The following is a 16,046-nucleotide window of genomic DNA, read 5'->3' on the forward strand; positions in this document are numbered from 1 at the left end:
TATGAATGATGCAATGAAAAAGCTTGGAACGATAAGTATTCTAGTCGTTGATGATATGGAAGCTGTTAGAAGCATGATCAAGGCAAGCTTACGCGAGATTGGTGCACAAAATATCACATCTTGTTATGATGGAGAAAACGCTTGGAAGAGTTTGCATAATAAGCAATATGATTTGATTATCTCGGATTGGGATATGCCAAAGATGACCGGCATCGAATTGCTACACAAAGTTAAAGAATCTGACCTTCATAAACATATCCCTTTTTTATTGTTAACTGCAACAACCGACAAACAATTGGTATTATCAGCAATAAAGGCCGGTGTTAATGATTACTTGTCTAAGCCATTTCAGCCCAAAGAGCTTAACTTTAGAGTGATAAAACTCTTAAGTAAAATAGTGAAAGATTAATATAGTCATAAAAAAGCCCGCGTTTTGCGGGCTTTTTTTGCCAAAAACTAACTATCTTTCGACTGTTGTTTCAACAATCGTAGAAACGGTTGCTTCAATGCGACGGTTAATACGGTGTGCTTCAGCCGTGTTAGATGTGTCTTTAAGGCGAGTTTCACCAAAACCTACAGCTTCTAATCTGTCAGCGGCAATACCATAATCATCAATTAGCAATTGACGAACTGATTCAGCGCGTTGTTGTGATAATTGTAAGTTGTAGTTTGCATTACCTACAGCAGAAGAATGCCCTTCAATGACTGCTTTTGTATTTGGGAATCGAGCCATGAAATCTGCAAAATCGCGGACAATTTGCGAATCAGTATTCGATATCTCACTGCTGTTGTTGCCAAACAAGAGATCAAGTGCAACCGACACTTCTTCTTCTTGTAAAACACTACACCCTTTTTCATCTACGCTGTCTGTAGAAGGTGTGTTTGCACAGGCATCATTTTCGTCTGCTACGCCATCATTGTCAGTATCCAAAACGACCACAACTGTACAACCACGAGCGTCAACCTCGTCGCCCGCAGGCGTAGCTGGACACTCATCTTGTGCATTAAGGACACCATCGCCATCAACATCTACATTACAGCCTGTTGCATCAACTTGTGTGCCTACAGGAGTCGCCGGGCAACGATCCAGTGCATCATATACACCGTCATTATCGCTATCTAGTTGTACCTTAGGTGCAGCGTTTTTGCCGAAGATATATGCCAGACCAAGCTTGGCACTATATTCATTGTGTCGTTGACCAAAATCATAGTAACCAGCAAGCTCAGTAATTAAACGCCAGTTTTCAGCAACTTCCCAGTGTTTACCAATACCTGCGGTAGCCATACGATAGCTATCGGCAAGTGATTGCTCACGAAGACCACCAAAAACATAAGCGGCATCGTCTTCAAAGAAGTACATGACATCCGCACCCAATTGTGTGCCATCATCTGCTAGGGTCCTAGGATTATCAGAGTCAATTAAGACACGGCCTAACTCAAAACGCACAGCCCATGCTGGGTCAAATCTAAAACCTAGCTCAGCACCAAAACCTTTACCGTCATCTAGTCCACCAATTGGCTCAGGCTTATTGCCATCAGCCGCATAGTATTGATAAAAGCCACCAACCCAATTTTCATAAGCTGGTTTTTCTTCTGCTTGTGCAGTCATCGCTACCGAGCCTAATGCGGCAGCAACTAATAGTGTTAATTTTTTCATAAGCGTAGTCCTCTCCATTATTGGAATATCAACAGGTTTATTATTATTTAACGTCTAAAAAGAGGATTGAAATGATTTAATCGTCAAAGCAAATCTCTAAATACGCGTTTCCTTTCTCACTTTCAAATGTGAGTATTATTTTTGGTCCATCCACCTTATGTTCGATGGTATGATTCTCGCCCGAAACCACAACAGGGGTTGCCATTTCGAATTGATAGTTTTGCTCAGATAATGCGTTTTTGGCACCACCACAAACCATATTTGTAATTTCGCCAACCATGTCACCAGTTTGCTCTGCGGCTTCATCCTTTGCTAGCCCCAGCATCTTTTGCATTATAGCATCCACAAGTTCAGTATCAAAGGTTATCGCCATCGAACCTTTTACCTGAGGCCCAATCATGCCGATAATTCCAGAATAATCTCCGCACGCTTTTGCATCTGATTTTTTTTGAGGTTTATGGGCTGTTAAATTAATTTGAGCCATCGTGCTGATGACATGAGTTAACGAGATAATAAAAGGATTAATGAAAGCTACATTCACTCACTTAACTCTTCTTTTTGACATTGAGCACAAATACCATGTGCCTCGATGGTTTGACTAATAATTTGAAAGGTATTTTCTTTTGCTTGAGCCTCAAGAGTTTCACTTACACCATCAGAACTTATTTCTTGGACGTTGCCACATGCATCACAGATTAAAAACTGCACAGGGTGAGAGCAGCCAAAATGATGGCAAGCCTTAAAAGCGTTTGTTGATTCTACTTTATGCACAAGGCCTAATTCTAAAAAGAAATCCAAAGCTCGGTATACCGTAGGTGGTTTAGCAGATTCTTCGACTAATTTTAGCTTATCAAGTAAATCATATGCACCTATTGACGAGTCTTCTTGCAATAGAATCTCGTATATACGGGCGCGCAAAGGGGTAAACCTCGCTCCTTTCTCTTCGCAAAAGCTCTGAGCTTGCTTAAACAGTATTTTTTTACTGGGTGAAAGTTGGCCACTCATAATTGCGTGCTTCCTAAAAAAATCTATAGATAAGTATATCACTGACATATTTGTGAACAAGTCACAAAACGCGTAAAGTTGCCGACTTATTGATAAGTTATTCCTAAACGAGCAAAGACACCTAATGATTAGCAAAACCTCTAAACAAGTCATATTTATTTTTATTGACAATAATTTGTTGGTCAAAAAAACATAGAAAATACGTTCACGCTTGCAGACTTACCTGAATTACCCAATCAACTGGATGATTATTTTGACCATGCGCGGGATTTAAATGTGTCTAGTGAGTTTGGTAAACACAGCTTAATTGATATTCATCACTATGAAGAGCAACTAGATACACAATCATATGCATTAATTGACTTGCGGACGGCTTTGGCCTCGTTCTCTCATCAAACTTTTCAATACATTGCACAAGCTTGGCAATATGCGTTATTTTTAAGAACAAATCGGTATTGTGGTCGATGCGGATATGAGCTTCGTAAAGTGTCATGGGAAATGGCAATGCATTGTGATAAGTGCAACCATAGAGTATATCCTAGGGTATCGCCGTGCATCATTGTCGCAATTCATGACGGTAAAAGGATACTGCTTGCACAAGGAGCGCGCCATACCACACGAGGTTTTTATTCTACATTGGCAGGCTTTGTAGAAAGTGCGGAAAGCCTTGAACAAGCAGTTCATCGAGAGGTGTTTGAAGAAGTGGGCGTTAAATTAAGTGAGCTTGAATATTTTGACAGTCAAGCTTGGCCTTTTCCTCACTCGTTAATGGTTGGGTATATTGCAAAGTATCAATCTGGCGATATCACTATCGACAAACGAGAAATCCACGATGCACAATGGTTTGATATAGAGAATTTGCCTAATACGCCTCCTACGCTTTCAATCGCCGGTCGCTTGATTGAAGAAACCCTAAAGCGATTGGCAAAAAAATAAAGCGATGTTAAGCATCCTCTAAAAAAATAGCGTAATATTAGCGCTAAATTTTACTTCAATATAACCGTCTAAGAGATAAAGTAATTCATGACAGCATTAAAAAACGACCGTTACTTACGCGCATTACTTAAGCAACCCGTAGACACCACACCCGTATGGATGATGCGCCAAGCAGGGCGATATTTACCAGAATACAAAGCAACTAGAGCGCAAGCGGGTGATTTTATGGCTTTATGCACTAATCCTGAGTTGGCGTGCGAAGTCACTTTACAACCCTTAAGACGTTTTCCCCTTGATGCTGCTATTTTGTTTTCTGATATATTGACTATTCCTGATGCGATGGGACTTGGTTTATATTTTGAGACCGGGGAAGGGCCAAAATTTGAACGTCCACTTCGCACCATGTCAGATATTCAAAAGTTGCCCAATCCAGATCCTGAAATTGAATTAGCCTATGTCATGAATGCGGTTAGGACTATTCGGAAGAATCTAAAAGGTGAAGTGCCATTAATTGGGTTTTCAGGTAGCCCATGGACATTAGCAACCTACATGGTTGAAGGCGGTTCAAGCAAGGCTTTTACCCGCATTAAAAAAATGGCATTTAGTGAACCACAAGCGCTACATTTGTTATTAGATAAGCTCGCTGACTCAGTGATTTTATATCTAAATGCACAAATTGCGGCAGGCGCTCAATCTGTGATGGTGTTTGATACTTGGGGCGGTGTGTTAAGTCCGCGCGACTACAAATTATTTTCATTGCAATACATGGAGAAAATAGTGGCAGGTCTTACACGCACTTATGAAGGCCAAAAGATACCAGTAACTTTATTCACTAAAAATGGCGGCATGTGGCTAGAATCTATTGCCGCGACTGGTTGTGATGCACTTGGACTAGACTGGACTATTGATATTGCTGATGCAAAAGCTAGGGTGGGAGATAAAGTCGCTTTACAAGGTAACATGGACCCATCTATTTTGTACGCGCCTAAAGAGCGCATTGAGCAAGAAGTAAAAGATATATTAGCAGGTTTTGGTGAAGGCGAGGGGCATGTGTTCAATCTTGGGCATGGTATTCACTTAGATGTCCCGCCTGAAAATGCAGGGCATTTTGTTAATGCGGTGCACAAGTACTCTAAGCAATACCATCGTTAATAAGTCATAAATGATAGGCTTACGCGTCTCTGGGTAAGCCTTTTTCTACAATTCTAATTAATCGTTGATGCTGACGCGTGCTTGCGCCTGTCTGATATGGTTTATTTTGTTTGGCTTGCTGTTGCTCAATCGCCCATTGATAGTGCTCTTGCAAAGTTAATGATTGTGTTTGCTCTAAAGCACGCATTAAACTGGCCAAAATATCGGCATCATAAGATGCATTACCCATCGCAATTGATAAATTTCGACGCCATCTAATTATGCCGATGCGCCTAATAGGAGAGCCTTGTGTTTTTAATAAAAAAGCATCTTCGCTAAGCTCGAACAAGTCAATTAATCGTGCATTTTGTAAAAATTCCCGCGCAAAAAAATCTTTTTCGGCCGTTACCTCAGCATATCTATTCCATGGGCAAACTAATTGACAGTCATCACATCCATAGACACGATTTCCCATTGCTTGCCTAAATTCAAGTGGTATTACTCCCGCATGCTCAATGGTCAAATAGGAAATACATCGTCTAGCATCCAACTGGTAGGGCGCAATAATCGCTTGAGTAGGACAAATACTGATACAAGCGTTACAAGTGCCACAGTTTTCTTTGACCGGCTGGTCAACGGGCAGTGGTATATTGACAAAAAGTTCACCTAAGAAAAACCAAGAGCCATCTGATTCATTTAACGTTAGTGTATGTTTGCCCGTCCATCCCAAACCAGCTTTTTCGGCAATCGCATGTTCAAGCACTGGTGCAGAATCAACAAAGGGCCTAAACTTAAGCTCCTTACAATGTTCTGTAATTTTTTCGCCCAGTTTTTTAAGCTTTTTACGCATAACTTTATGGTAGTCTCGACCCAAAGCATAGCGGCTAATATACGCATTTTTATCATTAGCTAGGTTATTCGCAAATTGTGCATTTGGTGGTAAATAATTCATCCTAACACTGATTACTCGACAAGTATTTGGGTGTAATTTATCGGGATGTAGGCGCAAATCCACATTGTTAGCAAGATAGTCCATTTGGCCATGATGCTCACGCGCTATGTAATCTGAAAGATATTGTTTGTGTTGACTAAGGTCAATATCTGACACGCCAACTTGTTGAAAGCCTAGCGCCTGACCCCAAGCCTTGATATGGTTAGCAAGTTTATGAAAATCAATCGAATTAGACGAGGACATGGATTCATGTTGCAAAAGAAACTTGCTACTAGCTTAACACAAAAATTATATCGTGCTGACCAAGTTAGCTTACATGAAAAAACGGCAGCAGCGACAATGAATGTTGATATGTATAGTTTAATGCAAAGAGCTGGTGCAAGTGTTTTTCAACATTGTGTTTCCTTGTTTCCTAACATTGACAACTACTTGGTTTTAGTTGGCACAGGGCATAATGCTGGTGACGGTTATATCGCTGCTCTTTGTGCAGCAAATGCAGGAAAGTCTGTGGTAGTTTGCTCTGTTGAGCCCCAACGCGAATTAAATGATGATGCAGCCAAAGCAATGGATGCATGGAAGGCGTCTGGTGGAAAAGTAGTACCTTTTGAACAAGTGCATGCACAACGAGCCCAAATCATTATCGATGCATTGTTAGGTACTGGCTTAAATGGCCATGTCAGAGCTGAATACCTTGATATTATTACTGCTGTGAATGCGCTTGACGTGCCTGTTGTGAGTGTTGATGTTCCCAGTGGGCTTGATGCAAATACAGGTGAATCAATGAGTGGTTGTATTCAAGCAGACACGACAATTACCTTTGTTGGAATCAAACTTGGCTTAACAACAGGCGCGGGCAAACAATCATGTGGTCGCTTAATTTTTGAAGATCTTGGCATTGGTAAAGCCTTTTCTGAGGTAGCTAGAAGCGACGCCAGTGCACTTGATTTTAAGCATTTTAAAGGTTTAGCACCGCGTCCCGTTCATAGCCACAAAGGTAGTTATGGGCGCTTATTGTGCATTGGCGGCAATAAAGGTATGTCAGGCGCTATTCGCATGAGTGCAGAAGCAGCGTTGCGCACAGGAACAGGCTTGGTAAAGGTGTTTTGCCACGAAGAGTCTATTCTACAGATTTGCTCGGGTAGACCTGAACTTATGGTGTCTAGTGAAGGTCTTAAATCTGCTTTAGAATGGGCAACATGCATCGTAATTGGGCTATGAGCTTAGGACAAGACGAATGGAGTAAGCAGATATTTGATGAGGTGATGGAATATTGCAATGAGCAGCCAAAACCTATAGTCATTGATGCCGATGCGCTAAACTTAAAAGCGGTTAATACTACCTTTGTCGCGCTACCTGATTGTGTGATGACGCCCCATGTTGGAGAAGCGGCGAGACTTTTAAATGTGTCAATTGAAGAGATTGAAGCGAATCGTTTTAATTTTGCTCGTCAGTGCTCTCAACGTTATGACGCTATTTGCGTGTTGAAAGGCGCTGGCAGTATTGTCGATAATCAGAGTCATTCATGGGTCTGTCGCCATGGTAATCCCGGTATGGCAACTGCTGGAATGGGAGATGTATTAGCAGGTGTATTAGGGTCGCTGATGTCACAAGGTCTAGCGCCTGAAATGGCCTGTCAATATGGTGTCTCGATTCATGCTAAAGCAGGTGATATAGTAGCGAACAAGTTTGGACAAAGAGGCTTACTTGCAAGTGACCTTTTTGATACTGTACGACTGTTAATTAACGAGTAAAGTAGTCTATTTTAAAAAATGAAGATTCAACAATTTTGTAGTGATGAAAATGCTACCAGTCATCTAGCCACCACTTTAGGTAAAGCCTTTGTTCAATATGGTTATGGTGGTAGCTGTTGTTTTTTGCAAGGTGAGTTAGGCGCAGGAAAAACAACGTTCTCGCGCTCACTATTACATGCTTTGGGCCATGTAGGAAACGTCAAAAGCCCAACGTACACCTTAGTTGAACCCTACGAACTTGGCGAAATTACTTTATTCCACTTTGATTTATATCGACTAGCTGATCCCGAAGAGCTTGAGTTTATGGGAATCCGCGATTACTTCAACGCCCAAACCGCTTCTTTAATTGAGTGGCCTGATAAAGGTCATGGTTTGCTCCCTCAAGCTGATATTGTAATCAATATTTCGTATCAAGCCGGAGGGCGCCTTTTTCAATTTGAGAGTTTTTCAGACTTTGGCAATCACTGTCTAACGAGCATAGAAGCTGCGCAACAAGACTTACAAAGCTCGGTGAAAGTATAAATGAACGCAAATTACACGATATTAAAATATCTCTTTATTGTTGTTTTTGCTGTATTAACGACGAAGGTTGCTAATGCTAATGATGTCTTGGATATTCGATTTTCAGACAGCGGTGATACTTCGCGTTTGGTGCTAGAGTTCACAGATGAACCTACTTATTCATACTTTACTTTAAAGAATCCTAACCGCGTGGTGTTTGACATCCAGGGTATTCCCCAAGGTTATGACTTAAACAAACTCAATATTAAAGGCTACAAGGTTGATAAGGTTAGATACAGTACACCAAAAAGTAGCGATGACAAACGCATAGTTATTGAGACAAGTGACGCATATACCCTTAAAGTGTTTCCTGTTGCACCAAATGGTGATGCAAACCACCGCCTAGTTATTGAAGTGATCGATCCAAATCCAAGGCCAGTTAGGCAAAACACGAATGCATCTTCTGTCAATAACGAAGGCCCTGATCGCGACCAGGATATCATTGTTGTGATAGATCCTAGTCATGGTGGAGTTGATCCAGGGTCAATAGGACCTGCAGGTACATACGAAAAGCATATTGTATTGTCTATCGCCAAGATGCTAGCCAAGCAAATAAATGATGAACCTGGCATGCGCGCTGTTCTTACTCGCAATGGTGATTACTATATATCGCCGAACGACCGCCCAAAAATAGCGGCCAGAGAACAAGCTGATTTACTAATTTCTATTCATGCAGATGCATTTACCTCACCCCAGCCTCGTGGGGGGTCTGTTTGGGTACTATCTAAAGGCCGTGCAGACAGTGAGTTGGGTCGACTATTAGAGCAAACGGAAAGAAGCTCTGAGATGCTAGGTGCTGCCGCCGAGGTAATTGAAGATCGTGATACGGAACGATATTTTGCCGAAACCATATTTAATATGTCGATGGAGTTCTCGCGTGCATCGAGTTACGAGATTAGCAATGAAATGATAAAAGACATGAAGCAAGTAACTAAAATGCATAAAAGAACACCACAAAGTGCAAGTTTCGCTGTGCTGACAACTCCCGAAACGCCTTCTGTACTAGTTGAGGTGGGTTTTATATCTAATCCAGAAGAAGAAAAAAATCTGAATTGGGCAAAACATAGAGAACGGCTTGCAGATTCCTTGTTTTCTTCAGTAACACGTTTTTTTAAACAAACACCACCTGATGGAACTCTTTGGGCAAAGTGGAAAAATAGTGAGCCTATTGTGCACATCGTATCGCGAGGAGAATCATTGTCTTTAATCGCTCAGCGTTATGGTATCAGTGTAACTGAGCTTAAAAAACGCAATAATTTACGCTCAGATTTAGTCAGAATTGATCAAAAACTTACCATCCCTAATTCTTAACATAGAGCGCGCATGTGACGCAAAAACAATTAAGTACAAATACAACACAAACCATCAAGATACTGCCTGCACAATTAGCAAATCAGATTGCTGCTGGGGAGGTAGTTGAGAGGCCAGCGTCGGTTGTCAAAGAGCTGGTTGAGAATAGTCTTGATTCAGGCGCGAACATTATTCATATTGAGATTGAGCAAGGTGGGCAAAAGCGCATTTTAGTGCGAGATAATGGAAAGGGGATAATTAAAGCCGAACTTGCATTAGCTTTATCTAGACATGCTACGAGTAAAATTTCAAATATTGATGATCTTGAAGCAATCACTAGCATGGGATTTAGAGGAGAGGCTTTAGCCAGTATTAGTGCTGTATCTCGCTTAAGTTTAAGCTCTAAACCAGTTCATCAAGAAGATGCTTACAAAGCACATACTGAAGGTTTGCAAATGGATGTGACAGTCGAACCTACTGCTCATCCAGATGGCACGTCTGTTGAAGTTATTGATTTGTTTTTTAATACCCCTGCTAGACGAAAATTTCTGCGCACAGGCAAGACAGAGTTTCAGCATATTGAACAGATTGTAAAGCGTATTGCTTTAGCACGCCATGACGTCAAATTTATTCTGATTCATAATAAAAAGACGATTTTCAATTATCCAATCCAGCAAGACTTAGCTAAAAGGATTGAACAAGTATGTTCAAAGAAAATGCTAAGTAATACCGTAGATTTTTCATACGAATACGATGATATTAAGTTTTCAGGATGGTGCAGCAGATTGGGAGAAGGCGTAAACAATCGAGATTGGCAATTTACCTTTGTTAACGGCCGAATGATGAAAGACAAACTATTGTCGCATGCTATTCGACAAGTATATGAAGAAACACTGCCCCCTCAAACGTTCCCCTATTATGTACTGTATCTTGATTTGCCCCCTGAACAAATAGACATCAATGTTCATCCAGCTAAACATGAAGTTAGATTTCATGAATCCAGAAAAGTCCATGATTTAGTATTTAAAGCGATTAACGAGGCACTAAGTGATGAGTTATACAGCGGTGTAAACCTAGCCAATGATGTTGTTGATGGTGCTAACATTGAGCAAGAAAGTCCAAATAAGCATGACTATATTCAGCCTTTGCGGCAAGAAACATGGTCACCTAAAGCAAACGTGAGTTCACGACATATACCTAGCAAACATGCATACGCTAATGACAAAGTGAGCCAAGCTGCAATTAGTGCTACTGAGCAGTTTTATCAAAGCTCAACAGTGCAAACTAAAAAGCAAGCCAGTACAGTTGATTCTCTTTATACTAATCAAGGCTTTTTATTATTTCCAGAACACGTCGTATTTAAGCAAGAAAATACTCTGTTGGTCCTAGAAGTATCACATGTTAAAAAGAGCTTTATTGAACATAGACTTGCTAATTCAAGCATAGCTCAAACCCTATTGATGCCAGTATCTGTTGCTTACGATAAACAATTAAGTCAAGCTTCGATCGACTTCTTAGCTGCGCAAAATTTTCATCTTGAGTATAAATTTAATAAACTTGTACTGAAAAAAGTTCCTTCTTTATTACGAAGCTTGCCGTGGTCAAGCATCATGAGTATGCAATTAGTTTCTTTATTTGAGCATTGTGCAGACTATCCCGAAGAGCTGACTCTAACAAGCCTGCGTGATGCCATATACGAGGTATGGTTAAGCAAAGATAGCAATGCGACGGAACATTTACTTGATTATATTAATGAAATAGACGCGCAAAGCCTTGATAAGCTTATGCGTCATTGTGGACGCTCGATACCATTTGAGCAATTGTTGTCTTTGGTAAGCAAAACGCAATGTTGAAAACAAACAATCAAAATAGCTCATACGACTGCAAAGAAGTTCCCAAGGTAATATGTATCATGGGCCCAACAGCATCAGGTAAGACTTCGCTATCTATCGAGCTGGCAAAACATTATGAAAGCGAAGTGATTAGTGTAGACTCTGCGTTGATATATACTGGCATGGATATTGGCACAGCGAAACCAGACGCCGAAGAACAATCGGGCATTAAACATCACTTAATTGATATTTTGTCTCCGATAGAAAGTTTTAGTGTGGCAGATTTTTTGTCTTATGCTGAAAAAGCGATTAAAGATGTGGTGGCCAAAGGGAAAATCCCAATATTGGCCGGTGGCACAATGATGTACTTTAATGCGCTAGTAAATGGCTTGCATCAAATGCCAAGTACGACAGAAGCGTCTAGAACAAAAGTAAAAGACTTAATAGCGGAAAAAGGCCTTTATCAAGCGCATCTTTTGTTGTCGGACGTTGACCCTTTAAGTGCCCAAAAGATAAACCCTAACGACTCTCAACGCATCACACGTGCACTTGATGTATATTTTTCGACAGCCAAGCCATTAAGCTATTTTCAAGCTCAAGAGAAAATCAAACTCCCCTATCATTTTATACAATGCAGTGTTATGCCCAAAGAACGCGCTACCTTGCATAGGAGTATTGAACGTCGTTTTGATATTATGCTTGAAAAAGGATTTGTTGATGAAGTAACTTCATTGTTGCAAAAGTATGATATTAAAGATGATATGCCTTCTTTTAGAAGTGTCGGATATAGGCAAGTCTGGCATTATTTACAAGGCGATTTAACTTATGCGCAAATGCGCGATAAAGGTATAATCGCTACTAGACAATTAGCTAAACGCCAGTGCACGTGGCTAAGAGCTTGGGAAAAACTGCTTCAATTGGACTCAAATGATCCGCAAAAGCTTCAAAACATAGTTGAAAAAGTAAGTGCAACCTAGGATAAATTTGTTACACTGAATATGAAAGGTTATTAACTATGACCCAACAATAAAAATAATAAGCACTTACTAACAGTAAGATTCCCATGTTACTTATAATAATAATTAAGGACGACTAATGGCAAAAGGTCAGTCTCTTCAAGACCCATTCTTGAATGCACTAAGAAAAGAGCGCATCCCCGTGGCAATTTATCTTGTTAATGGGATAAAATTGCAAGGCCAAGTTGAGTCATTTGACCAATTTGTAGTGCTACTTAAAAATACAGTTAGTCAAATGGTATACAAGCACGCGATATCGACAGTTGTTCCATCTCGTGCGATCACAATGCCTACGAACCATCCAGACGACGGTTCACAAGACTAAATTTAGTGGAGTAAATATTTGTTTGATCGTTATGAAGCCGGTGAACAGGCTGTATTAGTTCATGTTGATTTTTCAGACGAGCAAGACAAAGAAGATATTCAAGAACTGCAGATGTTAGTGTCTTCTGCTGGCGTGAATAACGCTGGTATTGTTACTGCATCGCGCAGTGCGCCTACCGCAAAATTCTTCGTTGGTACAGGAAAAGCTGAAGAAATTGCTTCAACAGTTCAAGCTTTATCAGCAGATGTTGTGATATTCAATCATTCCTTAAGTCCATCTCAAGAGCGTAATTTAGAAAAAATATGTAAATGTCGTGTTTTAGATAGAACCAGTCTTATTTTGGATATTTTTGCCCAACGCGCTAGAACACATGAAGGTAAATTACAGGTTGAACTTGCGCAATTACGTCATTTATCAACCCGCTTAATTCGGGGCTGGACACATTTAGAGCGTCAAAAAGGTGGTATTGGTCTTAGAGGTCCGGGCGAAACTCAGTTAGAGACCGACCGAAGATTACTAAGAGGTCGAATTAAAGCAATATTGCGTCGACTTGAGAAAGTTCAAAAGCAACGAGAGCAGGGGCGACGCTCTCGCAAACGTGCCGAGATTCCTACGCTGTCGCTAGTAGGCTATACAAATGCAGGTAAATCTACTTTATTTAACACGATTACAAATGCGGGTGTTTATGCTGCAGACCAACTTTTTGCAACTTTAGATCCCACACTACGTAAACTGGAATTGCCTGAAGTAGGACAAGCAATATTAGCGGATACAGTTGGGTTTATTAGACACTTACCGCACGATTTAGTGGCAGCCTTTAAAGCCACCCTTCAAGAAACGCAAGAAGCTACGCTTTTGCTTCATGTGGTTGATTATTCAGACGAACAATATGCGCAGAATATTGACCAAGTCAATGAAGTCCTTGCGGAGATTGATGCTGATGAGGTACCACAGCTGACCATTTGTAATAAGATAGATAGGTTAGAAGGCGTTGTACCAAAAATTGATAGGGATGAAAGTGGGCGGCCAATAAGAGTATGGCTTTCTGCTCAAGAGGGGCAAGGACTTGATTTATTAAAAGTTGCCCTCACTGAATGTCTTAGAAAAGAAATGGTTAATTATGAACTCAAAGTTCCGCCTTCTGACGCAAAGGTGAGAGGTGATTTGTTTGAACTTAACTGCATTAACCAGCAATCATACGCAGATAATGGTGATTGGCTAGTAGATATTACGATGCTCGAATCAGATTGGAATCGCCTAGACAAAAAGTTCGACAACAGGCTCTCGAGCTATATTCAAGCATAAAGGCGTATATTTAGAAACTTCCTACATAAGCTTGAACAATTGACTATACTTTATGTCAAATATGTTAAAAACGTCACTAACTAAGAAATGTGTTTAGTGCTTTACAGATTTAGTATTTTTTTAAATTGTCCGTAAATCTGATTGCTAACGGACATAGTATAAAACAGTGTAATTACAAACTTCGGAGTAAAATTATGGCTTGGAATGAGCCGGGTGGTAATAATAACGACCCTTGGAAAAATCGTGGTGGGAAAGATCAAGGACCACCAGACATTGATGATGTGCTCAAGAACCTTTTTGGTAAATTTGGGGGCAAAGGCGGTGGTTCTGGTGATGGTGCCGGCGGCCCTGCATTATCTGGCAAAATGATAGGTTTGGTAGTTGCTCTTGCCGCTACTATATATCTACTTAGTGGGATTTACACAATTAAAGAAGCAGAACGAGGTGTTGTACTTAGGTTTGGTGAGTTTTACGCCTTGTCTGAGCCTTAGTTTACAATGGCGTCTTCGAGGCATTGACCAAGTAATTCCAATTAATATTCAAAGTGTAAGAACCCTTGCATCGTCAGGTTCTATGCTAACTGAGGATGAAAACGTCGTTAGTGTTGAGATGGAAGTGCAATATCGAGTTATTGATCCTAAACAGTTTATTTTCGCGGTTGTTGACCCTGAACAAAGCTTAAGTCAGGCTTTTGATAGTGCTATTCGATATGTTGTTGGTCATTCTCGTATGGACGAAGTATTAACTGACGGTAAAGAAGTTGCTCGTCAACGCGTACTTGAAGAATTACAGGGTATTATTGGGCCATACAGTATGGGTATCGATATTATTGACCTTAACTTTTCAAACGCAAGACCACCAGAAGAAGTAAGAGCCGCTTTTGATGATGCGATTGCAGCACAAGAAGATGAAGAGCGTTTTATAAGAGAAGCAGAAGCGTACGCCCGTGAAATCGAACCACGTGCTCGCGCTCAGGTGAATCGTATGAACGAAGAAGCACAAGCATACAAAGAGCGCTCAATCCTTGAGGCTCAGGGTGAAGTAGCACGGTTTGAGGTTTTACTTCCTCAATACGAAGCAGCGCCTGTTGTTACTCGTCAGCGTATCTACCTTGAAACGATGGAATCTGTATTTGCCAATACGACAAAGGTAATGATTGACGTCGAAGGCGGAAATAACATGATGTATCTACCATTTGATAAGATTATGGAACAACAGAATCGCGGTAATAATACAAATAATAACATATCGAATACTTTGCAAGGTTTACAAAACCAAGGTGCTGATTTGCAGCAACAGTTGCCACAATCATCTGTGACACGTTCTTCAACTAGACGTCAAGGGAGGAACTAAAAATGAAAAACTTAACAGCAATTGTGATTGTTTTATTGGCAATTCTTACCTATAGCTCTTTGTTCGTCGTCTCAGAGGGACAACGCGCCATTGTTATTACCTTTGGTAAGATTGCACAAGATGCGCAAGGCAATACCAAAGTTTACGAGCCTTAGTCTTTATTTTAAGATACCAATTTTCGATAGAGTCCAGTCCTTAGACGCACGGATCCAAACATTAGATGAAAGACCTGACCGTTTCGTTACTAGCGAAAAAGAAGATCTCATCGTAGATTCATATGTGAAATGGAAAATTGAAGACTTCGGACGTTACTATCTTTCGACGGGTGGCAATAAATTGCAAGCCGAAACACTACTAAAGCAAAAGGTGAATAATGGTTTACGTGCAGAATTTGGTACACGGACTATTCAGCAAATTGTATCTGGTGAACGTAGTGAGCTAATGGATGATGCGATGAATCAGGCATCTGGTAGTTCAGATGAACTTGGTATTCGCATTATTGATGTTAGAGTTAAACAAATTAACTTACCTACCGAAATTGAAGACTCTATATTTAACCGTATGCGCGCAGAGCGTGCCGCGGCGGCTAGAGAGTATCGTTCACAAGGTAAAGAGCAAGGCGAGATCATCAAAGCGAACATTGATGCGCGTGTTGAGGTAATGCTTGCGGATGCCGAGCGTAATGCTAGACAACTGCGCGGTGAAGGTGATGCAGAGGCAGCTCAAATATATGCACAAACATATAACAAAAACCCTGAGTTCTATAGTTTCTTAAGAAGTATGGATGCCTACAAGGCAAGCTTCAACCAGAAGCAAGATGTATTGGTTGTAGAGCCTAATAGCGATTTCTTTAGGTATCTTAATGCATCAGGTGGTTCTAACTAGTCTAAGATATTAGTTTGCATTAAAAACGGGACATATGTCCCGTTTTT

13 protein-coding genes and 3 pseudogenes are annotated in these 16,046 nt (G+C 40.6%); 12 read left to right on the top strand and 4 right to left on the bottom strand.

Going from position 1 to position 16,046, the window contains the following annotated elements:
• Position 1: 1 nt before the first annotated feature.
• Positions 2-409, top strand: a complete 408-nt coding sequence (locus tag ACZ1G6_RS01315) for a response regulator (RefSeq protein WP_472617726.1) — start codon at positions 2-4, stop codon at positions 407-409.
• 51 nt (positions 410-460) lie between these two features.
• On the opposite strand, the gene ACZ1G6_RS01320 is transcribed toward ACZ1G6_RS01315, so the two are convergent.
• The 3 genes from ACZ1G6_RS01320 to ACZ1G6_RS01330 form a co-directional block, all read right to left on the bottom strand.
• Positions 461-1,657: an OmpA family protein gene (locus ACZ1G6_RS01320; protein WP_472617727.1), complete on the bottom strand. Its 1,197-nt coding sequence runs from the start codon at positions 1,655-1,657 to the stop codon at positions 461-463.
• A gap of 76 nt (positions 1,658-1,733) precedes the next feature.
• The gene (locus ACZ1G6_RS01325) at positions 1,734-2,198 is read right to left on the bottom strand and encodes a chemotaxis protein CheX (protein WP_472617728.1); all 465 of its coding nucleotides are present in this window, start codon (positions 2,196-2,198) and stop codon (positions 1,734-1,736) included.
• On the bottom strand, positions 2,195-2,662 hold the full coding sequence (locus ACZ1G6_RS01330) for a transcriptional repressor (protein ID WP_472617729.1): 468 nt from the start codon (positions 2,660-2,662) through the stop codon (positions 2,195-2,197). Before ACZ1G6_RS01330 ends, ACZ1G6_RS01325 begins: the two co-directional genes overlap by 4 nt.
• A 276-nt stretch (positions 2,663-2,938) precedes the next feature.
• Between ACZ1G6_RS01330 and nudC the strand changes: the two genes are divergently transcribed.
• Positions 2,939-3,598: an NAD(+) diphosphatase gene (gene nudC, locus ACZ1G6_RS01335; RefSeq protein ID WP_472617730.1), complete on the top strand. Its 660-nt coding sequence runs from the start codon at positions 2,939-2,941 to the stop codon at positions 3,596-3,598.
• 87 nt (positions 3,599-3,685) lie between these two features.
• Positions 3,686-4,750, top strand: coding sequence for a uroporphyrinogen decarboxylase (gene hemE / locus ACZ1G6_RS01340; protein ID WP_472617731.1), 1,065 nt, complete (start codon positions 3,686-3,688; stop codon positions 4,748-4,750).
• A 19-nt stretch (positions 4,751-4,769) separates the two neighbouring features.
• Here the strand turns inward: hemE and queG are convergent, their stop codons facing one another.
• Entirely contained in the window at positions 4,770-5,924 is a 1,155-nt protein-coding gene (gene queG, locus ACZ1G6_RS01345) for a tRNA epoxyqueuosine(34) reductase QueG (protein WP_472619022.1), read from the bottom strand.
• A 6-nt stretch (positions 5,925-5,930) separates the two neighbouring features.
• Between queG and ACZ1G6_RS01350 the strand changes: the two are divergent.
• The 9 genes and pseudogenes from ACZ1G6_RS01350 (at position 5,931) to hflC (ending at position 15,999) form a co-directional block, all read left to right on the top strand.
• Positions 5,931-7,432, top strand: a pseudogene (locus ACZ1G6_RS01350) (NAD(P)H-hydrate dehydratase).
• Between the two features lie 18 nt (positions 7,433-7,450).
• A complete protein-coding gene (gene tsaE / locus ACZ1G6_RS01355; protein ID WP_472617732.1) occupies positions 7,451-7,954 on the top strand; it encodes a tRNA (adenosine(37)-N6)-threonylcarbamoyltransferase complex ATPase subunit type 1 TsaE in 504 nt (167 codons plus the stop codon).
• Positions 7,955-9,304: an N-acetylmuramoyl-L-alanine amidase gene (locus ACZ1G6_RS01360; RefSeq protein WP_472617733.1), complete on the top strand. Its 1,350-nt coding sequence runs from the start codon at positions 7,955-7,957 to the stop codon at positions 9,302-9,304. It abuts the gene before it with no gap.
• Positions 9,305-9,318: 14 nt separating this feature from the next.
• Positions 9,319-11,136, top strand: a complete 1,818-nt coding sequence (gene mutL, locus ACZ1G6_RS01365; RefSeq protein WP_472617734.1) for a DNA mismatch repair endonuclease MutL — start codon at positions 9,319-9,321, stop codon at positions 11,134-11,136.
• Positions 11,130-12,092 carry a tRNA (adenosine(37)-N6)-dimethylallyltransferase MiaA gene (gene miaA / locus ACZ1G6_RS01370; protein ID WP_472617735.1) on the top strand — a complete coding sequence of 321 codons (963 nt, stop codon included), beginning with the start codon at positions 11,130-11,132 and terminating at the stop codon, positions 12,090-12,092. Before mutL ends, miaA begins: the two co-directional genes overlap by 7 nt.
• 118 nt (positions 12,093-12,210) lie before the next feature.
• Positions 12,211-12,456, top strand: a complete 246-nt coding sequence (gene hfq / locus ACZ1G6_RS01375) for an RNA chaperone Hfq (RefSeq protein ID WP_472617736.1) — start codon at positions 12,211-12,213, stop codon at positions 12,454-12,456.
• 18 nt (positions 12,457-12,474) lie between these two features.
• Positions 12,475-13,761, top strand: coding sequence for a ribosome rescue GTPase HflX (hflX, locus tag ACZ1G6_RS01380; RefSeq protein WP_472617737.1), 1,287 nt, complete (start codon positions 12,475-12,477; stop codon positions 13,759-13,761).
• A gap of 194 nt (positions 13,762-13,955) precedes the next feature.
• Positions 13,956-15,114: pseudogene (hflK, locus tag ACZ1G6_RS01385) on the top strand (FtsH protease activity modulator HflK).
• A gap of 2 nt (positions 15,115-15,116) precedes the next feature.
• A pseudogene (gene hflC / locus ACZ1G6_RS01390) lies at positions 15,117-15,999 on the top strand (protease modulator HflC).
• The last annotated feature ends 47 nt before the right edge of the window (positions 16,000-16,046 follow it).

It is taken from the genome of Glaciecola sp. HA4-3, assembly GCF_055693685.1.